The 22,875-nt window shown below is 72.3% G+C and carries 21 protein-coding genes; 10 read left to right on the forward strand and 11 right to left on the reverse strand.

The window, feature by feature from the left end; genetic code table 11:
• Positions 1–23 precede the first annotated feature (23 nt).
• A complete protein-coding gene (locus GPA03_RS09385; RefSeq protein ID WP_156251718.1) occupies positions 24–662 on the forward strand; it encodes an SIMPL domain-containing protein in 639 nt (212 codons plus the stop codon).
• On the opposite strand, the gene GPA03_RS09390 is transcribed toward GPA03_RS09385, so the two are convergent.
• Positions 640–1,593 (reverse strand): alpha/beta hydrolase, encoded by a 954-nt coding sequence (locus GPA03_RS09390; RefSeq protein ID WP_156251719.1) that lies wholly within the window; start codon positions 1,591–1,593, stop codon positions 640–642. The two genes, GPA03_RS09385 and GPA03_RS09390, sit on opposite strands and share 23 nt — an antisense overlap.
• A gap of 14 nt (positions 1,594–1,607) precedes the next feature.
• Between GPA03_RS09390 and GPA03_RS09395 the strand changes: the two genes are divergently transcribed.
• Complete coding sequence (locus GPA03_RS09395; RefSeq protein WP_156251720.1) at positions 1,608–3,092, forward strand: FAD-dependent monooxygenase; 1,485 nt, start codon at positions 1,608–1,610, stop codon at positions 3,090–3,092.
• Positions 3,089–3,637, forward strand: a complete 549-nt coding sequence (locus GPA03_RS09400; RefSeq protein WP_156251721.1) for a TetR/AcrR family transcriptional regulator — start codon at positions 3,089–3,091, stop codon at positions 3,635–3,637. The genes GPA03_RS09395 and GPA03_RS09400 overlap by 4 nt, the downstream gene beginning before the upstream one ends.
• Here GPA03_RS09400 and GPA03_RS09405 read toward each other — a convergent pair.
• Positions 3,621–5,069, reverse strand: a complete 1,449-nt coding sequence (locus GPA03_RS09405) for an FAD-dependent monooxygenase (protein WP_156251722.1) — start codon at positions 5,067–5,069, stop codon at positions 3,621–3,623. The two genes, GPA03_RS09400 and GPA03_RS09405, sit on opposite strands and share 17 nt — an antisense overlap.
• Positions 5,066–5,914 carry an alpha/beta fold hydrolase gene (locus GPA03_RS09410; RefSeq protein WP_156251723.1) on the reverse strand — a complete coding sequence of 283 codons (849 nt, stop codon included), beginning with the start codon at positions 5,912–5,914 and terminating at the stop codon, positions 5,066–5,068. Before GPA03_RS09410 ends, GPA03_RS09405 begins: the two co-directional genes overlap by 4 nt.
• 323 nt (positions 5,915–6,237) lie before the next feature.
• Here GPA03_RS09410 and GPA03_RS09415 point away from each other — a divergent pair, with 323 nt between their 5' ends.
• The 3 genes from GPA03_RS09415 to mfd all read left to right on the forward strand — a co-directional run bounded on the left by GPA03_RS09415 (position 6,238) and on the right by mfd (position 11,351).
• Positions 6,238–6,900 carry a 50S ribosomal protein L25/general stress protein Ctc gene (locus GPA03_RS09415; protein ID WP_156251724.1) on the forward strand — a complete coding sequence of 221 codons (663 nt, stop codon included), beginning with the start codon at positions 6,238–6,240 and terminating at the stop codon, positions 6,898–6,900.
• Positions 6,901–6,920: 20 nt separating this feature from the next.
• A complete protein-coding gene (gene pth, locus GPA03_RS09420; protein WP_156251725.1) occupies positions 6,921–7,520 on the forward strand; it encodes an aminoacyl-tRNA hydrolase in 600 nt (199 codons plus the stop codon).
• A gap of 183 nt (positions 7,521–7,703) precedes the next feature.
• On the forward strand, positions 7,704–11,351 hold the full coding sequence (gene mfd, locus GPA03_RS09425; protein WP_156251726.1) for a transcription-repair coupling factor: 3,648 nt from the start codon (positions 7,704–7,706) through the stop codon (positions 11,349–11,351).
• Between the two features lie 41 nt (positions 11,352–11,392).
• Here mfd and GPA03_RS09430 read toward each other — a convergent pair whose 3' ends face one another.
• From GPA03_RS09430 to GPA03_RS09465, 8 genes are all read right to left on the reverse strand, one after another.
• On the reverse strand, positions 11,393–12,853 hold the full coding sequence (locus GPA03_RS09430) for a sugar porter family MFS transporter (protein WP_156251727.1): 1,461 nt from the start codon (positions 12,851–12,853) through the stop codon (positions 11,393–11,395).
• A 129-nt stretch (positions 12,854–12,982) separates the two neighbouring features.
• Entirely contained in the window at positions 12,983–13,489 is a 507-nt protein-coding gene (locus tag GPA03_RS09435; protein WP_156251728.1) for an FBP domain-containing protein, read from the reverse strand.
• A 287-nt stretch (positions 13,490–13,776) separates the two neighbouring features.
• Positions 13,777–14,913: a cysteine desulfurase family protein gene (locus GPA03_RS09440; RefSeq protein ID WP_156251729.1), complete on the reverse strand. Its 1,137-nt coding sequence runs from the start codon at positions 14,911–14,913 to the stop codon at positions 13,777–13,779.
• The gene (nadC, locus tag GPA03_RS09445) at positions 14,910–15,767 is read right to left on the reverse strand and encodes a carboxylating nicotinate-nucleotide diphosphorylase (protein WP_421958410.1); all 858 of its coding nucleotides are present in this window, start codon (positions 15,765–15,767) and stop codon (positions 14,910–14,912) included. Before nadC ends, GPA03_RS09440 begins: the two co-directional genes overlap by 4 nt.
• Positions 15,764–16,210, reverse strand: a complete 447-nt coding sequence (locus GPA03_RS09450) for an SRPBCC family protein (RefSeq protein WP_156251730.1) — start codon at positions 16,208–16,210, stop codon at positions 15,764–15,766. Before GPA03_RS09450 ends, nadC begins: the two co-directional genes overlap by 4 nt.
• Positions 16,211–16,224: 14 nt before the next feature.
• On the reverse strand, positions 16,225–17,784 hold the full coding sequence (gene nadB / locus GPA03_RS09455) for an L-aspartate oxidase (protein WP_156251731.1): 1,560 nt from the start codon (positions 17,782–17,784) through the stop codon (positions 16,225–16,227).
• Positions 17,781–19,082, reverse strand: coding sequence for a quinolinate synthase NadA (gene nadA, locus GPA03_RS09460; RefSeq protein WP_156251732.1), 1,302 nt, complete (start codon positions 19,080–19,082; stop codon positions 17,781–17,783). Before nadA ends, nadB begins: the two co-directional genes overlap by 4 nt.
• Positions 19,079–19,780, reverse strand: coding sequence for an NUDIX hydrolase (locus GPA03_RS09465; protein WP_156251733.1), 702 nt, complete (start codon positions 19,778–19,780; stop codon positions 19,079–19,081). The genes nadA and GPA03_RS09465 overlap by 4 nt, the downstream gene beginning before the upstream one ends.
• Before the next feature lie 98 nt (positions 19,781–19,878).
• Between GPA03_RS09465 and GPA03_RS09470 the strand changes: the two genes are divergently transcribed.
• From GPA03_RS09470 to eno, 4 genes are all read left to right on the forward strand, one after another.
• Positions 19,879–20,481, forward strand: coding sequence for a hypothetical protein (locus GPA03_RS09470; protein ID WP_156251734.1), 603 nt, complete (start codon positions 19,879–19,881; stop codon positions 20,479–20,481).
• Positions 20,478–21,137, forward strand: a complete 660-nt coding sequence (locus tag GPA03_RS09475; protein WP_241681192.1) for a nucleoside triphosphate pyrophosphohydrolase — start codon at positions 20,478–20,480, stop codon at positions 21,135–21,137. The genes GPA03_RS09470 and GPA03_RS09475 overlap by 4 nt, the downstream gene beginning before the upstream one ends.
• Before the next feature lie 24 nt (positions 21,138–21,161).
• A complete protein-coding gene (locus GPA03_RS09480) occupies positions 21,162–21,449 on the forward strand; it encodes a YciI family protein (protein WP_156251735.1) in 288 nt (95 codons plus the stop codon).
• A gap of 129 nt (positions 21,450–21,578) precedes the next feature.
• A complete protein-coding gene (eno, locus tag GPA03_RS09485; protein ID WP_156251736.1) occupies positions 21,579–22,865 on the forward strand; it encodes a phosphopyruvate hydratase in 1,287 nt (428 codons plus the stop codon).
• The last annotated feature ends 10 nt before the right edge of the window (positions 22,866–22,875 follow it).

Raw genomic sequence — 22,875 nt, forward strand, 5'->3', positions numbered from 1 at the left:
CCGATCGCGAGGGAGTCACGACGATGCGTAGAGACGAAGGCGTCACTGTCACCGGATCGGCCTCGGTCGACGTCGTGCCCGACATCGTGCTCGCGACGCTCGGGGTCGACGTGCGCTCGGACGACCTCGCGACGGCGCTGCGCACCGCTGAGAGCTCCCTCGCCCGGATGCGTGACGTCTTCCTCGAGGGCGGCGTGGACCGCTCCGGGATCGCCAGCACCCGCAGCGCGATCTGGCGTGAGGACCGGCCCGGCGAGCACGGGCAGATCCTCGCCACCGTGATGCACGTCCGCCTCGGTCTGCGGGTGACGCTGCGGTCGGCGGCGGCTGCAGGCGACCTGGTGCACGCCGCTGTCGCAGCAGCTGGTGCTGACGCGAGCATGGACTCGCTCGACTTCGCCGTCTCCGACTCGACCGAGGCCATGGCCCGGGCACGCGACGCCGCGTTCGACAACGCCAGGGAGATCGCCGCGGGCTACGCAGCGCGGGCCGGGCGCGGCCTGGGCCAGGTCAGGGCGATCGTGGAGGGTCTGGCCGGCGACACGATCTCGCCACGCACGACGTTCGCGGCGATGGAGAAGGGGCGGGCCTCGATGCCCGTCGAGCCGGGGCAGCAGGCAGTGACGGCGGCGGTCACGGTCACCTGGGAGCTCGCTGACTGAGATCGCTCCCCGGATCGGCCGATATCCCGAGGGCACGCCGCAGGAATGCGGCCTGGTCGTCGAGCACCCGCTCGCGGACCTCGGGCCGGTAGATGCCGAAGTGGGTGGTGTCGTACGCGACGAGCCGGCCGTCGGGAGCCTGGTCCGCCAGGTGCCGCGTGGTCTCGCCGACAGTCTCGGCATCTCGACCGGCGATCGTCACGAGCAGCGGCGCGGCGATGTCGGCGACCCGGCGCCCCGGCCGGTAGCGCATCATCTCGAGGATGCCGCGCGGGGCGACCTCGTTGCGCCAGGTGGCGCTGGAGAGCCCAGCCACCGCGTCGTTGGCCTCGCTGCCCACCATCACCGCGAGCTCGTCGGCCGCGCCGACGGCTGGGATGTACAGCGGCGGCCGGCCCAGCACGCCGCGTGCGGCATCCCGGAGGGCCGCGGCGAGCACCGCGAGGGAGCGACCGAGCGGCCGTCCTTCGACCCGACGTGGGAAACCGTTGAAGGGCATCTGGGCCACGACGGCCGCGACCGGCTCGGTCGCGGCGACCGCGAGCACGTGCCCGCCTCCGAGCGAGGTGCCCCACAGGGCGATCCGGTCGTCGTCGACGGCACGGTCCTCCCGCAGCCGGGCGAGCACGGTCCGGATGTCACGGAGCTGGTCGCGCACCGAGACCACCTGCCGCGGCTCACCCGCGCTCAGCCCGAAGGTGCGGTAGTCGAACGTCACCGCCGTCATCCCCGCGGCGGCGAAGCGCTGCGCTGCGGCGACCACGGCGGGCGTGTCCTGGGTGCCGCCGAAACCCGTGCAGAGCAGCACGGTCGGCTGCGGAGCGGTGCCAGGTCCGACCCGGTAGCGGGTCGCAGCGACGACATCGCCGTCGACGTCGACCTGGAAGGACGTCGTGGTCACGGACGACTCACGGCCCGGCACATCATTCATGTACCATATGGTACATGAATGACACGATCACGGTCGTCGGTGCTGGTCCCACTGGTCTGACGGCCGCGCTGGTACTGGCTCACCACGGCATCCAGGCGCGGGTCCTCGACCGACGTGACGCGGCCAGCACTGCCTCCCGGGCGCTGGGTCTGCAGGCGCGGTCGATGGAGCTGCTCGCGATGCTCGGGGTGGCCGACCGGGTCGAGCAGACCGCCTATCGGCTCGCGGGCAGCTCCATCATGCGGGGCGAGCGCGTGGTCGCGAGGCAGCGCTGGTTCCCGCCGGACAGCCCGTACCCCTACACCTACGTGGTGCCGCAGCAGGGGCTCGAGACGATGCTGCGGGACCGGCTCGCCGAGCTCGGCGGAGCGGTCGAGTGGGGTCGCGCCGTGACCGGAGTCGCAGCCGACCCCTCCGGGGTGACGCTGCGCACTGCGGGCGATGGCGACCTGCGCGCCGACTGGGTGGTGGGCGCAGACGGTGCCGGCAGCACGATCCGGCAGGCCGCCGGCATCGCCTTCCCGGGCGAGCGCACCGGCGAGGTCTACCACCTGGCCGACGTCCGGTTTCGCAGCGACCCGGATCTGGGCGACGGCGCGATGTGGCTGGGCGCGAGCGGGCCGCTGATGCTCATGCGGCTTCCCGACGACGGGCTCTGGCGGGTCTTCATCGACGTGACCGACGAGGGCTCGGCACAGGCCGTCCGACCCGACAGGGCGTCGCTGCAGGCGCTCCTGGACCGGCGAGGTCCCGGCACGCTCGAGGTGCGGGAGGTCGGCTGGACCTCGGTGTTCCGGAGCCGGTTGTGCCTCGCTGAGGCCTATCGTTCCGGACGGCTGCTGCTGGCCGGAGACGCCGCGCACGTCTTCCCACCCTTCGGCGGGCAGGGTATGAACCTCGGGATCCAGGATGCCGTCGGGCTCGCGTGGCGGCTGGCCCGGGTCGCCGACGGTGCGCCACCTGAGATGCTCGACGACTACGCCCGGGAACGTCGGGCCGTCGCGGCGACGGTGATCCGCGACGTCGGTGCGCGCCGCCGCATCTTCGCACTGCGGCACCCGCTCGCGCGGGCGTGGCGAGATGTGATGCTCCGAGTGGTGAGCGCGTCATCGCTCGCGGCGCGCGCCGCGAGTCGCAGCACCTCCCAGATCGACCTGAGCTACCGGACCGGTCGCCGCACCGCCGCGCCTGCGCCGGGAGATCGCGCCCCGGACGCGCCGCTGCCGACCGGCTCGCTCCACGAGGCGTTCCGCGTCGACCATTTCGCGCTGCTCCGGATCGGCGCGTCGCCGGCGCTGCCGCCGCTACCGGAGCCGGTCACGGTGATCGACATCGACGACGACTCCGATCCCGATGGTGACGTGCGGCGCCGGTACCGCATGGACGCGGGGCTCGTGCTCGTGCGGCCGGACGGCCACATCGGCTACCGCGGCACCGACGTCGATTCCGTCGTCGCTGCCATCACAGCCTCGAGTCCCACCTACGATCGGCAGTCGTGAGTGCACGTGAGCAGCTGCTGAGCCGGGTCGTCGACTGGTTCACGGAGAACGGGGTCGGAGACACCAGCCTGCGCACGGTGGCCGCCGGTGTGGGGAGCAGCCACCGGATGCTGCTCTACCACTTCGGGTCGCGCGAGGGGCTGCTGGCAGCCGTCGTCGACGCGACATGGGCGTCGCAGGAGCGCTACCTGGCCGAGATGCTCGAGGAGGGCCGCGACCCCTTCGAAGCGGGCTGGGAGTTCTGGAAGCGCCTCGCCGACGAGGCGCCTACGTTCGGGCCGCTCTTCTTCGAGCTGGCCGCGGCGGCCATGCACGGGCACGAGTGGGCCTCGTCGCTGCGCCGGTGGATCCAGGCCTGGCTCGAGAGCCTCACCGACTTCCACGAGCGGGCGGGTCACCCGCCGGAGCGGGCCGAGGCCATCGCGTACGCAGCGCTCGCCCTCAGTCGGGGTGTCCTGTTCGACCTCGCGCTGGGTGGCGATCGTCGGCGTGCCGACGCGGCCGTCATGGAGTTCCTCACGGCGAACGTCACCCGGAGGGAGTGAGCGCGCCCCACCGTCGCATGGCCTGGGACAAGCCGGCCTCGCCCCGGTCGCCGGGAGCGCGAGCCCACGCGACGTAGCCGTCGGGTCGGACCAGCTGCGCGGGCACCCCAGCATCGATCGGGCACGTCGCCAGGTGCCGGCTGGCACGGTGGCGTGCCAGCAGCGGCTCGGGTGCCACGAGCGCGAACCGGCCGCCCTCGATCCCGAGTCCGACGCCACCGTCGACGGCGCGCCGGCCGACCAGGGCGTGCGAGCCCTGGGGTGCGGGATAGCGCAGGGCGATGCCGCTGACCCGGCCGCTGAGCGCCGCGCTGGCAGGTGGCAGCGCGAGTGCGGCGCGGACGGCGAGGTCACGCATCGCCCTGCTGAGGGGGTGCCGCAGCAACGCGGCTCGGATCAGCCCGCCGCTGGTGCGGAGCACCTGCTCCCCGACGGCGTGCCGTTCGTCGTGGTAGCTGTCGAGCATCGCCTCCTCGGCGCGCCCGGCCAGCACCGCGGCGAGCTTCCAGGACAGGTTCGCGGCATCCTGCAGGCCGGTGTTCATGCCCATCCCACCCGCAGGCGAGTGCACGTGCGCGGCGTCGCCGGCCAGCAGCACCCTGCCGACCCGGTACCGGGCGACCTGTCGCTCGTCGCTGTGGAACCGGGAGGTCCATCGGGCCTCGGTCATGCCGAGGTCGGTGCCGAGCACCCGCGTGACCACATCGCGGACCTCCTCGAGGGAGGCCGGGCTGTCGACGTCGACCTCGCGCCGGGCGTCCCGGGCGATCACGCGGTGCCAGCCGTCGCCGAAGGGCACCACGAAGACGAAACCGTGGCTGTTGCCGCGGACGGTCAGCAGGTCTCGCGGGGGAGCGGTCAGCCGGACGTCGGCCAGCATCAGCGACCGGATCGCCGACCGGCCCGGGAAGTCCAGACCGAGGGCGTCGCGCACGGCGGACCGGTAGCCGTCCGTGCCGACCGCGAAGGGCGCCGCCGTCACCGTGCTCGTGGACCCCGGACCCGCCCCGGCTGCGTCCCGGCTGGCCACCAGCACGCCGCCGTCGTCCTGGGAGAGCCCCGTGACCTCGGCCCCCTCGACGATCTGGACGCCGTGATCGAGCGCGCGCTCGAGCAGCAGGCGCTCGACGTGCAGCTGCGGCGTCACGAGCAGGTAGGGGAACGGGCTGTCGAGGCCGGTGAGTCGCAGCGTGACCGACCCGAACAGCTGCAGTCCGTCGACGGGGTGACCGGTCGCCACGAGCGCGTCGGCCAGTCCGCGTACCTGCAGGTGCTCAAGGGTGCGGGCGTGCACGGCGAACGCCCGGGTGAGGTTGGAGCGCTGGCTGCGCTTCTCCAGGAGCCGGACCTGCAGGCCGGCCTCCGCGAGGTCGCCCGCGAGCAGCAGCCCGGTGGGACCGGCGCCGATCACGACCACGTCGGCGTCGGTCATCGCACCGGCTCGCCGTCGCGCTGAAGCAGTCCGGTCAGCGCACGCGCGAGCGCCGCCGGCTGGTCCCGCGGCACCACCGTGTAGCTGTCTGGGATCTCGACCAGATAGCCCTGCGGCAGCAGCTCCGCGAGCGCTCGTCCGTGCTCGCGCGGCATCAGGCGGTCCTCGCTCGCCCACGCCACGAGCACCGGGATCGTCACGCCGGCCAGTCGCCGGGTCAGGTCCCGCAGCTGATCGCGGGACGGCGTCGAGCCGGCGAAGGTGCGCAGGTCGCGTCGGATCGCTCGATCCAACCGGGCGGGTTCGAACCACCGGTCCATGACGGCGGCCGGCACCGGGTGCTTGAGCATCCACCCCCACGCGCCGGGCGCCCGCCGAAACCACGCGAAGCGCTGCAGGTGCGCCGTCAGCAACATGGCGCCCGGGATCGCCGCGCTCGCGGCGATCATCGTGCCGGGCACACCGGGCGGGAAGTTCTGGAACGCCTCGCACGCGACGAGGGCCGCGCGCGTCACGCGTTCGGGCCGCTCGGCAAGCAGCAGCTGCGCGCCGCCCCAGTCGTTGAGCACGAGCGTGACGTCGCGCAGGTCGAGTGCCTCCATCAGCTCGCCCACCAGGGCGGCCACGCCGTGGTGGGTGGCGAGCTCGGGCCGCCGCAGCGGTATCCGGTGGCTGCCCAGCGGCAGCACCGGCCGGACGCAGCGCACGCCCTCGGGCAGCAGCGGCAGCACCGGGTCCCAGACTCCTGCGTCCATCATGACGCCGTGCAGGAGCAGCAGCACCGGTCCGTCGCCGCCGGTGTCCTCGTACGCGATGGTCCCGGCCGAGAGCTCGACGGTCCTCATGGCCGTGCCCGCTCGGGCCGGCGCTCGAGGTCGCGCAGGTGTGCCCGCGCGATCCTGAGGGCTGTCGGTGTGCTCCAGGCAACCATGTTCATGTACCACATGGTACACAAACCCCGGAGAGGGGGCAGCCGTTGTCGTCCGCTATGATGGTCGCCGTTGCCTCGGCGAGGGACGTCGGACGGCCAGCGGGCCGCAGGGATCGTGAATCCACCTGCAGGTCGTGACCGACAGTCCGTGATCGACGTGGCGGAGCGCTGATGGCGCCGTCCGCCCGGCGTCCCACGTCGAGGAGCATCCCGACCTCCTCACGAAAGAGCATTCCCATGGCTGACACCAGCAAGCTGGCCGCGACCGTCCGTACCGAGTTCGGCAAGGGCGCCGCGCGCCGCACCCGCCGCGCCGGTCTGATCCCCGCGGTCCTGTACGGCCACGGTGCCGACCCGGTCCACCTGGCGCTCCCGAGCCACGACACGTTCCTCGCGCTCAAGGGCAACGCCAACGCGCTGCTGACCCTGGAGTTCGAGGGCCGCTCGGAGCTCGCCCTGACCAAGGACGTGCAGCGGGACGCCGTCAAGCGCACGATCGAGCACCTCGACCTCGTGATCATTCGCCGTGGTGAGAAGGTCGTCGTCGACATCCCGGTCCACGTCGAGGGTGAGTCCGCTCCCGACACGATCCACGCCGTCGAGGCCCAGACCCTGTCGGTCCGTGCGGACGCGCTCACCATCCCCGAGGTTCTCATCGCCTCGATCGAGGGCCTGCAGGAGAGCGACGCCGTGCGCGCCTCCGACGTCGTGCTGCCCGAGGGGGTCGAGCTCGAGAGCGACCCCGACACGACCGTTGTCGTCATCAGCGTGCCGCGCGCCAGCGCCGAGGACCTCGAGGCCGACGAGGCCTCCGCTGCGGCCGGTGCCGCCGCTGGTGAGGCTGCCGAGGACGCGTCCGAGGAGGGCGCGGCCGACGAGTCTGACGACTCCGAGTCCTGAACCCCGGTCCAGGGGCACTCATGACCGGCGGCATGTTCCTCGTCGTCGGGCTCGGCAACCCGGGCCCGACGTACGCGGGCAACCGTCACAACGTCGGTCAGATGGTGCTCGACGTGCTGGCCCGGGACATCCCGGGGAGCTTCACGGGGCACAAGGCTCGCGCGCAGGTGCTCGACGGCCGGCTGGGCGTGCTCCCCTCCGGAGCGCCCGGTCCCCGGGTGGTGCTCGCCAAGCCGAGCACCTACATGAACGTCTCCGGCGGCCCGGTCGCTGCGCTGGTGCGGTTCTACGACGTGCCGCCCGAGCGGCTGCTGGTGATCCATGACGAGCTCGACCTCCCGCCGAGCACGCTGCGCCTCAAGCGCGGCGGCGGCGAGGGTGGGCACAACGGGCTGAAGTCGATCAGCGCTGCCCTGGGCACCAAGGACTACCTGCGCCTGCGCATCGGTATCGGCCGCCCGCCGGGCAGGCAGGACCCGGCGGACTTCGTGCTGCGCGACTTCGCGGTGTCCGAGCGTGAGGATCTGGCGGTCACCCTGGAGGAGGCCGCCGACGGCGTCAGGGACGTCGTCGAGAAGGGGCTCGTGCTGGCGCAGGACCGGCTGCACGCCCCTCGCTGAACCGCGAGCCCGGCCCGCCCGGGCCGCGGTGCGGGCTCGTCGTCCCGCGGCCTCCGGGCCGGCGTCGCGACCAGATCGACCTAGACTGAGGATCAACCCGCACCGCCTCGGCGCCCTCCGATCGCCTCGGAGCACCCACCGACCAACGGCTGCGGGCCAGTTGTGCTGCCCGAAAGAGGACTGATGCCCGAGACCCTGTCCGCCCTGCTGCCTGCCCTGCGCCTCGATCCGGGCATGTCCGAGCTTCTCGACGCGGTCCCGGCGCGAGGCTCGCTCGACGTGTCCGCATCGGTCGGCGTGCGGCCCTCGATCCTCGCGGACCTCGCCGAGCGTGGCGCTCGCCCGCTGGTGGTCGTCACCGCGACCGGACGCGAGGCCGAGGAGCGCGCGCAGGCCCTGCGCGCCTACCTTCCTGCCGAGGACGTCGCCGTCTTCCCCTCGTGGGAGACGCTCCCGCACGAGCGGCTCTCGCCGCGCAGCGACACCGTCGCCCGCCGGATCGCGGTGCTCCGCCGCCTCGCCCACCCGGACGGCGGTGCCGGCGGCGGCGCGGCGGGTTCGTCCCGCCCGATCCGGGTGCTCGTGATGCCCGTGCGTGCCCTGCTGCAGCCGGTGGTCGCGGGCCTGGGTGACCTCGAGCCGGTCGCGCTCCGAGCGGGCGACACCGTGGCGATGGACGAGGTCATCGAGGGGCTGGTGGGCGCGGCGTACACCCGCGTCGACATGGTGACCCGGCGCGGTGAGTTCGCGGTCCGCGGTGGTCTGCTGGACGTCTTCGCGCCCACCGAGGACCACCCGCAGCGCATCGAGTTCTGGGGCGACGAGGTCAGTGAGATCCGGTGGTTCTCGGCCGCCGACCAGCGGTCGCTGGAGATCGCGGACGACGGCGTGTGGGCACCGCCGTGCCGCGAGATCCTGCTCACCGAGTCGGTCCGGAAGCGCGCTGCGGCGCTGGTCCAGCAGCTCCCCGGTGCCGCCGACATGCTCGACCGGCTGGCCGAGGGCATCGCGGTCGACGGCATGGAGTCGCTCGCACCGGCACTGGTGGACGACATGGTCCCGGTGCTCGATCTGGTGCCCGAGAGCTCGCTGCTGATCCTCGACGACCCCGAGCGGCTCCGCAGGCGTGCGCACGACCTCGTGGCGACGACGCAGGAGTTCCTGGAGGCCGCATGGACCTCGGCAGCCGCCGGGGCGCAGACGCCGCTCGACCTGTCGCTGGCCTCGTTCGCGACGCTCGGCTCCACCAGGGACGTCGCTGCCAGGCGCGGGCTCGGCTGGTGGACGCTCGGCGCGTTCGAGAGCGACGCCGAGCTCGCCGAGCTCGCGGAGGGAACGACCGAGGGCGAGGTGTCCGCGGAGGGGACGCCGTCGATCTCGATCGCCTCACGTGACGTGCACGGCTATCGGGGCGACATCGAGCAGGCCGTGACCGATCTGCGTGAGCTGACCTCGGCAGGCTGGCGGCTCGTCCTCGCGACCGAGGGCGCCGGCCCGGCGCGCCGGATGGTTGAGCAGCTGCTGGCCGCGGACGTGCCGGCGCGCCTGGTGGCGGCCGTGGAGCCCGCCGGCGCGGACGCGCGCCAGGGCGAGGATCCCGAGCAGCCGGCCGTGGGCATCGTGCTGGTCACCACCGCGAGCGTGGGCAAGGGGTTCGTCTCCGAGCCGCTCCGGCTCGCGCTGCTGACCGAGGCGGACCTGACCGGCCGAGCAGGGACCTCGACCCGAGACATGCGGAGCCTGCCCTCCAAGCGTCGCAACGTCGTCGACCCTCTCGCCCTCAAGACCGGCGACTTCGTGGTGCACGAGCAGCACGGTGTGGGGCGGTTCGTCGAGCTCGTGCAGCGCACGGTCGGGACCGGTGCGAGCGCGGCGAGCCGCGAGTACCTGGTGATCGAGTACGCCGCGAGCAAGCGTGGCCAGCCGGGCGACAGGCTGTTCGTGCCGACCGAGTCGCTCGACCAGGTCACGAAGTACACCGGCGGTGAGGCGCCGTCGCTGAACCGCATGGGCGGCGCGGACTGGGCGAAGACCAAGGGGCGTGCGCGCAAGGCGGTCAAGGAGATCGCCGCGGAGCTGATCCGGCTCTACGCGGCCAGGATGGCCACGCAGGGCTATGCGTTCGCGCCGGACACGCCCTGGCAGGCGGAGCTCGAGGACGCGTTCGCGTTCGTCGAGACGCCCGACCAGCTCGTCACGATCGACGAGGTCAAGGCCGACATGCAGAAGTCGGTCCCGATGGACCGGCTCGTGTGCGGCGACGTCGGGTACGGCAAGACCGAGATCGCGGTGCGGGCGGCGTTCAAGGCGGTGCAGGACGGCAAGCAGGTCGCGGTGCTGGTGCCCACGACGCTGCTGGTGCAGCAGCACCTCGACACCTTCAGCGAGCGCTACGCCGGGTTCCCGGTCAACGTCAAGGGGCTGTCGCGGTTCCAGTCCGACAAGGAGGCCGAGGCGATCCGCGACGGTGTGCGCCACGGCTCGGTCGACGTCGTCATCGGCACGCACCGGCTCATCACCGGTGAGGTGAGGTTCAAGGACCTCGGGTTGGTCGTCGTCGACGAAGAGCAGCGGTTCGGCGTCGAGCACAAGGAGACGCTCAAGCAGCTGCGCACCAACGTGGACGTGCTGTCGATGAGCGCGACGCCGATCCCGCGCACGCTGGAGATGGCGGTGACCGGCATCCGGGAGATGTCGACGCTCGCGACGCCGCCCGAGGAGCGGCACCCGGTGCTGACGTTCGTGGGGCCGTACTCGGAGAAGCAGATCGCCGCGGCGGTGCGGCGTGAGCTGCTGCGCGAGGGCCAGGTGTTCTACGTGCACAACCGGGTCGAGTCGATCGACCGAGCGGCGGCGCGGATCCGCGAGCTGGTGCCCGACGCCAGGGTGGAGGTCGCGCACGGCAAGATGGGGGAGCACCAGCTCGAGCGGGTGATCCAGGACTTCTGGGAGAAGCGGTTCGACGTGCTGGTGTGCACGACGATCGTGGAGACCGGGCTCGACATCTCGAACGCGAACACGTTGATCGTGGAGCGTTCGGAGGTGCTCGGGCTCTCGCAGCTGCACCAGCTGCGCGGCCGCGTGGGGCGTGGGCGCGAGCGCGCGTACGCGTACTTCCTGTACCCGCCGGAGAAGCCGCTGACCGAGACCGCCCACGACCGGCTGCAGACCATCGCCGCGCACACCGACCTCGGCGCCGGCATGCAGGTCGCGATGAAGGACCTCGAGATCCGCGGCGCGGGCAACCTGCTCGGCGGCGAGCAGTCCGGGCACATCGCCGGGGTCGGTTTCGACCTGTACGTGCGGATGGTCGCGGACGCCGTGGCCGGGTACCGGGGCGAGAAGACCGAGGAGCTCTCGGAGCTACGGATCGAGCTACCGGTGGACGCGCACATCCCGGAGGCCTACATCGCGCACGAGCGGCTGCGGCTGGAGGCGTACGCGAAGCTCTCCGCTGCCGCCGACGACGCGACGATCGCTGCCGTCGCCGAGGAGCTCGACGACCGGTACGGCACCCCGCCCGACCCGGTGCTGCGACTGCTCGAGGTGGCCAAGCTGCGGATCGCCGCGCGTGCGGTGGGGCTGGCGGAGATCACCCAGCAGGGCAAGTACGTGCGGTTCGGTCCCGTGGATCTCGCGGAGTCGCGGCAGGTGCGGCTCAAGCGGCTGTTCCCGGGCAGCGTGCTCAAGCCTGGGGTGCGCACCGTGCTGGTACCGACGCCGACGACGTCGAAGGTCGGCGGCCAGCCGCTGACCGGCGAGCCGCTCATGGAGTGGGTCCGCCGGGTGATCGACGACGTCCTCACTCCGGTGCCGAGCCCGACGGCCTGACCGGCTGGCCCGGGCGCCGGCGTCGCCGGCGTCGCGGAAGGTCAGGTCCGGGCGGCGCGGCGGCGCTGTCGCCGCTCGACGGTCATCTCGTCGTCCATGTCCTCGAGCTCCTTGCCCTTGGTCTCGGGGATCTTGGCCAGCACGAACACGAAGCTCAGCAGCGCGAAGACAGCGTAGAAGCCGTAGGCGAACGGGAGCCCGATGTCGGCGAACACCGGGAACGTCGTGGAGATCGCGAAGTTCGCGAGCCACTGGGCTGCGGCCGCGACAGCGAGCGCCCACGCACGGATCGAGTTGGGGAACATCTCGCCGAGCAGCACCCACACCAGCGGGCCCCAGCTCACCCCGAACGCGACCACGAACACGTTGGCGCAGACCAGCGCGACCGTGGACCACGGCGCGGCGAGCTCCGCCGTCGAGGTGCCGTCGGATGCGGTGACGAGCGTGGCGTTCGAGAACGCCACCGCCATCAGGCCGAGCGAGGCCACCATGCCCGCCGAGCCGGCGAGGAGCATCGGGCGGCGCCCCACCCGGTCCACGAGCATGATCGCCACGACCGTGACCACGATGTTGGTCACCGACGTGATCACCGTGATCGTCAGGGCATCGGACTCCTCGAACCCCACCGAGCGCCACAGCGTCGTCGAGTAGTAGAAGATCACGTTGATCCCGACGAACTGCTGGAAGACCGACAGCAGGATGCCCAGCCACACCACCGGTTTCAGCCCGAGCGCCCGGCCCTTGAGGTCGGAGAGCTTCTGCTTGCGCTCCTCGCCGAGAGAGGTCTTGATCTGCTGGATCTTGAGGTTGACGTCGAGCTCGCCGGTGAAGTCGAGCAGCACCTGGGACGCCTTGTCGAGGTCGCCGCGCGCCACCAGGAACCTCGGGGACTCCGGCAGCCGCAGCGCCATCAGCCCGTACACGACCGCGGGAACCGCCTCGGCCATGAACATCCACCGCCACGCCTCGCGCCCGAGCCACAGCTCGTTCGCGGCGCCGCCTGCCGAGCCCGCCAGCCAGGCGTCCGAGAGCAGCGCCACGAAGATGCCGGTCACGATCGCGAGCTGCTGCAGCGACCCCAGTCGCCCCCGAACCCGCGCCGGGGACACCTCGGCGATGTATGCAGGCGCGATGACCGATGCGGCGCCGACGCCGAAGCCGCCGACGACACGCCAGACGATCAGGTCGATCACACCGAAGGCGAGCCCGGAGCCGATCGCCGAGACGAGGAACAGCGTGGCAGCGATCAGCATCACGGGGATGCGGCCGAACCGGTTCGCCAGCCCGCCGGCGAACCAGGCGCCGGCCACGCAGCCGAGCAAAGCCGAGGACACCGCGAACCCGGAGAGGGCGGGGCTGAGCGCGAACTCCTCGGTCAGCGCGTCGACGGCGCCGTTGATGACGGCGGTGTCGAAGCCGAACAGGAAGCCGCCGAGCGCGGCGGCGATGCAGATGCCGATGACACGCGCGTTGAGCCTGACCGGTGCTGCGGATGCTGTCATCGCTGTTCCTTCCCCCGAGGCACGGTCGCCGAGCCACCGCTGTGCCGCTGCTGCCCAACCTAGCGTCGAGGGATCCGGCGGGTGGCCGGTTCCGACCGGGAGCGCCCCGATCGGAACCGGCCCGGAACCTCAGCGGGTGCGCGCGACCTCGCTGACGAACGTGGTCGAGCGCCGGCGCAGGCCGGCGATCCGGTCGGCGACGATCAGCTCGCGGACCTCCTCGATGTCCGAACCGGCCTCGGCCGCGGTGGGCGTGCGCCGCACGTTCGCCGAGCACTGGAACTCGCCGCAGACCAGGGTGCCGATGCTGTCACCCTTGCGGCCGGCCGGCCCGCCGCGTCGTGCGGTGAACAGACCGACGTCCTCGGTCTCGACGACGTCCTCGCACCAGGCGCACATCGCTCGCCGGCGTGGGCCGGTACCCCGGTCGGCAGCGCGCAGCACGATGCCGGTCGGCCCCTCGTCGAGCTCGACGACCACGTAGGCGACGAGCGGGGCCTTGCGGTCCCGCCACCCGAGGTAGTCGAGGCGGTCCCAGCGGATCTCGGCGAGATCGGGAAGGTTGGCGTTCGCCACCTCGCGGCGGCTGGCGTTGATGAAGGACGCGCGGATCTGCGCGTCGGTGAGCGGGGTCATGACTTCGTCCTTGCGGGCAGGAGATGGTGGGCAGCGCTGGCCCGCCCACCGACCTGCACCTGACGTCAGGGCTTGCCGAGGGCGAGCGGGGCGGGTAGCACTGAGCAGGCCTGCGCGGCCACCCCGCTCCCTGCGATGCCGGTCATCGCCACTCCTCGCTCGTTCGGATGCCTGCGGCAGGTCGCGCCTGCAGGCAGCTCCACGGTACGACACCGCGCAAGCGAATTGCCTGGACCTCCGGCAGGCCCGATCTCCTCCGGCCACAGCGACCGATCCCGGTACCGGGCTCAGGCCCGGACCGCGGCCACCGCATCCACGATCGCAGCAGCGGCCCGCGATGTCTCAACGGCGGTGACCGAGGTCGGCAGCGTCAGCCGCACCGCGGTTCCGGCGACCTCGGCGTCGATGCCCAGCGCCAGCAGCACGTGGGAGGGCTCGTCCCGGCCGGCGGCGCAGGCGGAGCCCGAGGAGACGAGCACGCCGCGGCGCTCCAGCTCGAGCAGCACCGCCTCGCCGCTGGTGCCGGGGAAGCAGAACGAGGCGTGGCCAGGCAACCGAGAGGTCGCGGACCCCGTGAGCTGCGCCGTCGGGACCCCGGCGAGCACGCTGGCCACGAGGTCCTCGCGCAGCGCACCCACCCGCTCGGCCGCCTCGGCCCGCTCGCGCTCGGCGAGCTCGAGGGCCGTCGCGAGGGCAACGGCACCGGCCACGTTCTCGGTGCCGGAACGCCGTTCGCGCTCCTGGCCGCCGCCGTCGATCAGGGGCACGACGGCGCACCGGCCCCGCACGAACACCGCGCCGATGCCCTTGGGGGCGCCCACCTTGTGGCCCGAGATGCTGAGGGCATCGACGGCCAGCGCGGCGACGTCGAGCGGGAGCCAACCCGCGGCCTGCACGGCGTCGGTGTGCACGAGGGCGCCGCGCTCGCGGGCCGCCGCGGCCAGCGTCGCGATGTCCTGCACCGTGCCGATCTCGTTGTTCGCGCAGCCGATGCTCACCAGCGTGGTGTCGTCGCTGAGCGCCGCCTCGAGCGCGGCGGCGCTCACCCGCCCGTCATGCTCGACGGCGACCCGCGAGCTCTCGAACCCGTGCCACCGCACGAGGTGCTCGGCCGAGGCCAGCACCGCCTCGTGCTCGATGGGGGAGGTGACCACGCGCCGCCCTCGTGGCCGGGCGAGCGCGAGCCCCTTGACAGCCAGGTTCGCGCCCTCGGTGCCGCCCGAGGTGAACGTGACCTCGCTGGCGCGGCAGCCCAGCACAGCAGCGACGCGTGCGCGCGCATCGGCCAGCCCGACCGCCGCCCGCTCGCCCAGCTCGTGGGTGCTGGAGGGGTTGCCGAAGTCGCCGGTCAGGTACGGCCACATCGCCTCGAGCGCCTCGCGGCGCACGGGCGTGGTGGCCGCCGCATCCAGGTAGAGGCTCACCGCACCTCGATGTCCAGCCCCAGGTCGAGCGACCGGATGCTGTGGGTCAGCGCGCCCACGCTGATCACGTCCACGCCGGTGGCCGCGATGGCTGCCACGGTCTCGAGCCGCACGTTGCCGCTGGCCTCGACGATCGCGCGGCCGTCGATCAGCGCGACCCCCTCGCGGAGTTGGTCGAGCGTGAAGTTGTCGAGCATGATCACGTCCACCCCGGCGGCGAGGACCGGCTCGATCTGCTCGATGCGGTCGACCTCGACCTCCACGCTCGTGGTGTGCGGGATCCGGTCCCGGACCGCCCGCAGGGTCTGGGTGAGGTCAGCACCGGAGGCGAGCAGCACCGCCAGGTGGTTGTCCTTGACCATGACGGCATCGGAGAGGCTGTAGCGATGGTTGTGCCCGCCGCCGGCGCGAACGGCGTGTCGCTCGAGGGCCCGCAGCCCTGGTGTGGTCTTGCGGGTGTCGACCACGCGCGCCCCGGTGCCCGCGACCGCCGCCACGTACGCCGCGGTGGCCGTGGCGATCCCGCAGAGCCGCTGCGCGAAGTTCAGCGCGATCCGCTCCGCCTGCAGCACCCCGGCGGCCGGGCCCTCCACGCGCGCGAGCACGGTGCCCGCCTCGAACGCCTCGCCCTCGGCGACCAAGAGGTCGACCGCGATGCTCGCGCCCGTGAGCCGGAACGCAGCCTCGACGGCGGGACCACCAGCGAAGGTGCCGCCCTCGCGGGCGGTGAGCTCCGCCGTCGAGGTGGCCGACGGCGGCACGAGCGCCGCGCAGGTGAGGTCACCCCAGGGGGCGTCCTCGTGCAGCGCGCGAGCAACGATCTCGTCGACGACAGCGGGGAGCAGCTGGGTCACGCGCCCGCCTCCGCCAAGGCGGCGAGCCGGGAGATCGAGGCTGCGAGGTGCTCGGCCGTGGTCGAGCGGGCCTTGTCGAACCGCTTGGCGTCGGTGAGGTTCGTCCAGTCGTAGACGTGCCGCACGAGCGTGCCGCCCTCGACCGGCTCGAGCTCCCAGCGCCACTCGTGACCGGGCTCGGGCTCGCCGGTGGGCGCGGGACGCCACGCGATCACCCGGCCCTCCTCGAAGGCGACCACGCGGTTGGGGCGCGGGGTGCCTTTCGTCAGCGTCACGGTGAACACGTCGCCGACAGCCCGCACCCGTTGGCCCTGCTCGGCCACGGCGAGGTTGTCGTTACCGTCCCACTCGGGCTGCCGCGCCGGGTCGGCGATCAGCTCGAAGATCGCCTCGGCCGGCGCGCGCACGACGCGCTCGGAGGTCACCACGGTCGTCTCGGTCATTCCTCGTGCCTCTCTCAGACGGACAGCAGAACGGGCGACGCTGACGCGGTGGCTGGGTCGTCGCTTCGGAAGTGTGCTCCGACCGAGGTGGTCCGAGCCAGTGCCGCCTGCGCGCAGGCATGCGCGATCAGCAGCAGGTTCGCGTCCTCGTGAGAGGCGCGGTCGGTGGGCTGCGGCGCCGCGGCCAGCCACCCGGAGAGCGTCTCGACGGCCTCGGCGAGCTTCTCGCCGTCGCGAACCAGCCCGACGGCGTCCCACATCACCTGCTGGATCGCCGCCCGGCTCACCCCCACCCCCGATTTCAAAGCACTTTTGACACCGTCTCGGGTGGTGAGACCTTCTCGTCCCACGGATGTCGAAAGTGCGTTGAAATCGGAGGGGTGGGGGGTGGCGGGCCAGTGCTCCAGGTCGGCGAGGGCCAGGGCGGCGCGGTGCCCGAAGACGGCGCCCTCGAGCAGGGAGTTGGAGGCGAGCCGGTTGGCGCCGTGCACGCCGGTGCGGGCGCACTCGCCGATCGCGAACAGCCCGGGCACGCTGGTGCGGCCGTGCAGGTCGGTGGCGATCCCGCCCATCCAGTAGTGCGCCGCCGGCGTGATCGGCACCGGCTCCTGCGCCCAGTCCAGCCCGGCGGCGCGCACCGCGGCGTCGATGCTGGGGAAGCGCTCGGCGAGGAAGCCGGCACCCAGCGCCGTGGCGTCGAGCGTGACCGGCACGCCGCCCTGACGGGTCATCTCGGCGAACACCGCACGCGCCACCACGTCGCGAGGAGCGAGCTCGGCGCCCTCGACCTCGGTCATGAACCGTTCGCCCTCGGCGTTCCGGAGCACCGCGCCCTCGCCGCGGACCGCCTCGGAGACCAGGAAGTTGCCGGCACGCGCCAGCGTGGTGGGGTGGAACTGGTACAGCTCCACGTCCGCGATCCTCGCGCCGACCCGCGCAGCGCAGGCGACGCCGTCGCCAGTAGCTGCGGGCGGGTTCGAGGTGTACGGGTAGAGCTGGCCCGCGCCCCCGGTGGCGAGGACCACGGCGTCGGCGTCGAAACGGTCGCGAGCGCCGCCGTCGAGCTCGACATCGGCGCCGACGACCCGGCTGCCCGGGCCGCGCTCGGTCAGCAAGGACAGCAGGAACGCGTGCTCGTGGATGGTGACGTGCCGCTCCCGGAGCCGTGCGACCAGGGCTGCCTCGATGACGGCGCCGGTCGCGTCGCCACCCGCGTGCAGCACGCGGGGGTAGGAGTGGGCGGCCTCGAGACCGCGCGAGAGCTCGCCGTCGCGGGAGTCGAAGGCGACGCCGAGGGCGATCAGCTCGTGGATGCGGTCCGGGCCCTCGGCGCACAGCACACGCACGGCCTCGGGGTCGCAGAGCCCGGCGCCGGCCGCGAGCGTGTCGGAGATGTGGGACTCGACCGAGTCGTCGCTGAAGACCGCTGCCGCGACCCCGCCCTGGGCGTAGCGCGTGTTGGAGCTCCCGAGCTCGCCCTTGGTGACCACCAGCACCTCGTGGCCGGCGTCGGCGGCGTCCAGCGCGAGCGACAGGCCCGCGATGCCGGACCCGACCACGAGCACGCGGGTCATCGCGCGGCTCCCGACGAGGCGTCGGGCCTGGCCTCGAGCATCCGCTCGAGGGCGATCCGGGCGTGGGTGGTCACATCCTGCGGCACCGAGATCTGGTTGAGCGTCTCGCCCGCGACGAGCCCCTCGAGGACCCAGGCGAGGTAGCCGGGGTGGATCCGGTACATGGTCGAGCACGGGCACACCACGGGGTCGAGGCAGAAGATCGTGTGCTGCGGGTGCTGCGCGGCGAGCCGCTGCACGAGGTTGATCTCGGTGCCGATCGCGAACGTGGTGGGCTCGGTGGCACCCTCGATCGCGCGGCGGATGTAGTCGGTGGAGCCAGACTCATCGGCAGCGTCGACCACGGGCATCGGGCACTCGGGGTGCACGATCACGCGCACGCCGGGGTGCTCGGCGCGGGCCCGGGCGATCTGGTCGACCGTGAACCGCTTGTGCACCGAGCAGAACCCGTGCCACAGGAGCACCTTGGCCTCGGACAGCGTGGCTTCCTCGTTGCCGCCGAGGGGCTTGTTGGGGTTCCACGTGGGCATCTGCTCGAGCGGGATGCCCATGGCCTTGGCGGTGTTGCGGCCCAGGTGCTGGTCGGGGAAGAACAGCACGCGCTGACCGCGCTCGAACGCCCACGCCAGCACGGTCGAGGCGTTCGAGGACGTGCACACGATGCCCCCGTTGCGGCCGCAGAAGGCCTTCAGCGCAGCGGAGGAGTTCATGTAGGTCACCGGGATCACGGGTACCCGGCCGGACTCGTCGGGCCGGGTGCCGTACAGCTCGGTCAGCTGCTCCCAGCACTCCTCGACCTGGTCGCTGTTCGCCATGTCGGCCATCGAGCAGCCGGCGGCGAGGTTCGGCAGGATCACGCGCTGGTCCGGGCCGGACAGCATGTCGGCGGTCTCGGCCATGAAGTGCACGCCGCAGAAGATGATCGCTCGGGCGTCCGGGTGCTCCTTGGTCGCCTGCGCGAGCTGGTAGGAGTCGCCCACGTAATCCGCATAGGTGACCACCTCGTCACGCTGGTAGAAGTGCCCGAGGATCACGGCGTCGTCGGCCAGCGTGGCGCGAGCGGCGCGGATCCAGGAGTCGAGCTCCGCGGGGGAGGCGTCGCGGTACCGCTGCGGGAGCGACCCCTGCCGAGGTGAGCCGAGCGGGAGCGTGTCGGCCTGCGAGGCGCCGGGACCGTAGCCGGGGGCGCGGGCGTCGAGCTCCCAGGGCCCGCTGCCGAGCTCGGAGGAGCAGGTGCTGCCGGGCGCGCCGGCGTCGATGCTGCGGATCCGCAGATCGACCGAGGCGGTGGTTGTCATGTGTCGCTCCTCGTGGGCTGGGCGATCGGGCCGAGGTCGACGGGTTCGACCTCGGTGTTGTAGCGGTACAGCCGGGCGGGCCGGTGCGCACCGCCGGTGCGCATCTCGCTCGTGGGGACGACGGCGCCGTCCGCCTCCACCTGCCGGCGGAAGTTGGCGGGGTCGAGCCGCTTCTGGCGAACGATCTCGTGCACCTCGCGCAGCTCGCGCAGCGTGAAGGTCTCGCCGAGCAGCGCGTGTGCGATGCGGCCGTAGGAGACCTTGTTGCGCAGCCGCCAGAGCGCGTACTCGACGACGAGGTTGTGGTCGAAAGCCAGCGTGGGCAGATCGTCGGCCGCGAGCCAGCGCACGTTCTGCTGGGGGCGGGCGTGGGCGACCTCGTCCGCGCGGACCAGCGCCCAGTAGACGACCGAGACGACTCGGCGGCCGTCGGGGGAGCGCCCCGGGTCGCCGAACGTGTACATCTGCTCGAGGTAGGCGGGTTCGAGACCCGTGGTCGCGGCGAGGGTGCGGCGGGCGGCGTCCTGGAGCGTCTCGTCGCCGAGCGGGCCGCCGGGCAGGGCCCAGCGGCCGTCGAACGGCTCGCGGGTGCGGAAGACGAGGGGGAGCGAGAGCGTGGGCGGCTCCGCGCTACGCGGGTCCTCGTTGCGCAGCGCGAAGATCACGGTGGAGACCGCTACCTCCGGGGACTCACCCATCTGCGCTCCTTAGGGTCACAATGACCTGAACTCGTAAAGAACCTTAGTGTCACAATGACCTGAACGCAAGCGCGGCCCGCAGCACCTACCATGAGCGGGTGGCTCGAACTGGAACTCGTCTCACGCGTCGTCTCGTTGCACCGCTCGCCGGGCTTGCGCTCGCGGGCGCGCTGATCGCGGGCTGTGCGCCCGCCCCTGGCACCGCCGCTGTGGTGGACGGCCAGGTGATCGGCGAGAGCGACGTGACCGCAGCCCTCGAGGACTGGAACACGTTCGTGCGCGCCAGCATCCTGGCCCAGCAGCCGGATGCCTCCGCCGAGGACCTGGCCGCCCAGATGGCGCAGCCGGCGGCCGTGCTCAACCGGCTCGTCGCGGCGCCCACGATCCTCGAGGTGGTCAGCGAGGCCGGCGCCGGGGTGTCCGAGTCGCAGGCGCTCGAGACCTGGGGGGCACTGGGCCAGCAGCTCGGGTTCGATGCCAGCGGAGAGCTGAGCGACGCCTCGATGCTCTACCTGCGCAGCCAGATCGCCATCGAGTCGCTCGGTGACGCCCCGAACGCGCAGGAGATCCAGGGAGAGATCGGCAGCCGGCTCGCCGAGCTCGACGTCACGGTGAGCGAGCGCTACGGCACCTGGACCGAGGAGGGCCTGATGGCCTCCACCTGGGACTGGATCGAGTCGCCGGCACCCGAGGTCGCGTGACCTCTGAGCCCGCGGGCGCGGCGCTGCTCGAGGCCGTCGCGGTCATGGACCGGCTGCGGTCCCCGGGCGGCTGCCCGTGGGATGCGGAGCAGACGCACGCCTCGCTCGCGCCGTACGCGATCGAAGAGGCCCACGAGGTCGCGGAGGCCGCCGAGCAGGGCGATCACGAAGCCCTCGCCGAGGAGCTGGGCGATCTGCTGCTGCAGGTGCTGTTCCACGCCCGGGTGGCCAGCGAACGCACCCGCACCGGCGATGCGGGCGGTTTCGACATCGACGACGTCGCGCGCGGCCTCGTCGCCAAGCTGACCCGCCGCCACCCGCACGTGTTCGGCGACAGCGCGGCAGCGACCGCGCAGGAGGTCACCGCGCAGTGGGACGCCATCAAGACGGTCGAGAAGCAGCGGGCCCACCCGCTCGACGACATCCCCACCGCGCTGCCGGCCCTCGCGCGCGCCCAGAAGGTGGTGAGCCGGCTGCGCAAGGCGGGTTCGCCGTCGAGCACTCCCAAGGCGGCGGAGCACGACGACGGCGCACGCCTCGGTGCAGCGCTGCTCGCCCTGGTCGTCGAGGCCGATGCGCAGGGCATCGACGCCGAGGCGTCGCTGCGTGCCGCGACCCGCGATCTGGAACGAGCCAGCCGAGGTGCAGGCTCCTGATGGCGCCTGAGTAGGGTCAGCAGCATGATCCTCATCCAGACCGTCTTCCACGGCGACGACGTCCGCCTGCCCCTGCGGCCCGCGCACCGCGAGCTGCTGCAGGGACTCACCGACGAGGGCATCCTGCTGCTCGGGGGCCCGTTCGAGGACGCCTCCGGCGGTGCGCTGCTGCTCGACGCCACCCGTGAGCGCGTACAGGCCTACCTCGACTCGGACCCCTACATGACCTGCTCCGACGTCGAGATCACCACCTTCAAGGAGTGGCAGCCGATGGTCGGCAGCGTGCGCGACGAGCTCGCCGCCGGCGCCTGAGCGCAGCGCCTCGCCCGGCAGCTGGCGGGTGACGAACACCACCGCGGGCGGCCCTCGTGCCAGGGCTAGGGTTGAACGCGGATTCCAGAAGATTTCACACTTTGACACCCATCTGAGAAGGAGTCGCACATGGCCACGATCGAGGCCGTCGGCGCCCGGGAGATTCTTGACTCCCGCGGCAACCCCACCGTGGAGGTCGAGCTCGCGCTGGAGGACGGGTCCTTTGCCCGCGCCGCCGTGCCCTCGGGCGCGTCCACCGGTGCATTCGAGGCTGTCGAGCGCCGTGACGGCGACAAGGGCCGCTATCTCGGCAAGGGCGTGAGCGAGGCGGTGGCCGCGGTGACCGAGGTCATCGCTCCCGAGATCCTCGGGCTCGACGCCGCTGACCAGCGTCACCTCGACGCCACCCTCATCGAGCTCGACGGCACGCCGAACAAGGGCAAGCTCGGTGCCAACGCGATCCTGGGCGTCTCGCTCGCGGCCGCGCGCGCGAGCGCCGAGAGCTCCGACCTCTCGCTGTTCCGCTACATCGGCGGTCCGAACGCGCACGTGCTGCCGGTCCCGATGATGAACATCCTCAACGGCGGCAGCCACGCCGACTCCAACGTCGACGTCCAGGAGTTCATGATCGCCCCGATCGGTGCCGGCACCTTCAAGGAGGCGCTGCGCTGGGGTGCGGAGGTCTACCACCACCTCAAGTCCGTGCTGAAGGAGCGGGGCCTGGCGACGGGCCTCGGCGACGAGGGCGGCTTCGCACCGAACCTCGAGAGCAACCGTGCGGCGCTCGACCTGATCCTGGTGGCGATCGAGAGGGCCGGCTTCAGCGCAGGCACCGACATCGCGCTCGCGCTCGACGTCGCGGCCACCGAGTTCTTCTCCGACGGCGCCTACGCCTTCGAGGGCGGCTCGAAGACCCCCGCCGAGATGATCGCGTACTACTCCCAGCTCGTGTCGGACTACCCGCTGGTCTCGATCGAGGACCCGCTGTCCGAGGACGAGTGGTCCAGCTGGAGCGAGCTCGTCGGCCAGGTCGGCGACAAGGTGCAGATCGTGGGCGACGACCTGTTCGTCACCAACCCGGAGCGCCTGGCCCGCGGCATCGAGACCAAGGCCGCCAACTCCCTGCTGGTCAAGGTCAACCAGATCGGCTCGCTGACCGAGACCCTCGACGCCGTCACGCTCGCGCAGCGCAACGGTTTCACCGCGATGGTCTCTCACCGGTCCGGTGAGACCGAGGACACGACGATCGCCGACCTGTCGGTCGCGGTCAACGCCGGCCAGATCAAGACCGGCGCGCCCGCCCGCGGTGAGCGCATCAACAAGTACAACCAGCTCCTGCGGATCGAGGACGAGCTCGACAGCTCCGGCGTCTACGCCGGTGCCACGGCCTTCCCGCGCTGGAAGCCCTCCGCCTGATCCGAGGTGA

This window comes from Pseudactinotalea terrae, from assembly GCF_009733845.1.
In the GTDB taxonomy this organism is placed as follows: domain Bacteria; phylum Actinomycetota; class Actinomycetes; order Actinomycetales; family Beutenbergiaceae; genus Pseudactinotalea; species Pseudactinotalea terrae.

Coding starts and splice junctions, on each gene's coding strand:
- GPA03_RS09385 (WP_156251718.1), top strand. CDS start 24: ATGCGTAGAGACGAAGGCGTCACTGTCACCGGATCGGCCTCGGTCGAC.
- GPA03_RS09390 (WP_156251719.1), bottom strand. CDS start 1,593: ATGAATGATGTGCCGGGCCGTGAGTCGTCCGTGACCACGACGTCCTTC.
- GPA03_RS09395 (WP_156251720.1), top strand. CDS start 1,608: ATGAATGACACGATCACGGTCGTCGGTGCTGGTCCCACTGGTCTGACG.
- GPA03_RS09405 (WP_156251722.1), bottom strand. CDS start 5,069: ATGACCGACGCCGACGTGGTCGTGATCGGCGCCGGTCCCACCGGGCTG.
- GPA03_RS09410 (WP_156251723.1), bottom strand. CDS start 5,914: ATGAGGACCGTCGAGCTCTCGGCCGGGACCATCGCGTACGAGGACACC.
- GPA03_RS09415 (WP_156251724.1), top strand. CDS start 6,238: ATGGCTGACACCAGCAAGCTGGCCGCGACCGTCCGTACCGAGTTCGGC.
- pth (WP_156251725.1), top strand. CDS start 6,921: ATGACCGGCGGCATGTTCCTCGTCGTCGGGCTCGGCAACCCGGGCCCG.
- mfd (WP_156251726.1), top strand. CDS start 7,704: ATGCCCGAGACCCTGTCCGCCCTGCTGCCTGCCCTGCGCCTCGATCCG.
- GPA03_RS09430 (WP_156251727.1), bottom strand. CDS start 12,853: ATGACAGCATCCGCAGCACCGGTCAGGCTCAACGCGCGTGTCATCGGC.
- GPA03_RS09435 (WP_156251728.1), bottom strand. CDS start 13,489: ATGACCCCGCTCACCGACGCGCAGATCCGCGCGTCCTTCATCAACGCC.
- GPA03_RS09450 (WP_156251730.1), bottom strand. CDS start 16,210: ATGACCGAGACGACCGTGGTGACCTCCGAGCGCGTCGTGCGCGCGCCG.
- nadB (WP_156251731.1), bottom strand. CDS start 17,784: ATGACCCGCGTGCTCGTGGTCGGGTCCGGCATCGCGGGCCTGTCGCTC.
- nadA (WP_156251732.1), bottom strand. CDS start 19,082: ATGACAACCACCGCCTCGGTCGATCTGCGGATCCGCAGCATCGACGCC.
- GPA03_RS09465 (WP_156251733.1), bottom strand. CDS start 19,780: ATGGGTGAGTCCCCGGAGGTAGCGGTCTCCACCGTGATCTTCGCGCTG.
- GPA03_RS09480 (WP_156251735.1), top strand. CDS start 21,162: ATGATCCTCATCCAGACCGTCTTCCACGGCGACGACGTCCGCCTGCCC.
- eno (WP_156251736.1), top strand. CDS start 21,579: ATGGCCACGATCGAGGCCGTCGGCGCCCGGGAGATTCTTGACTCCCGC.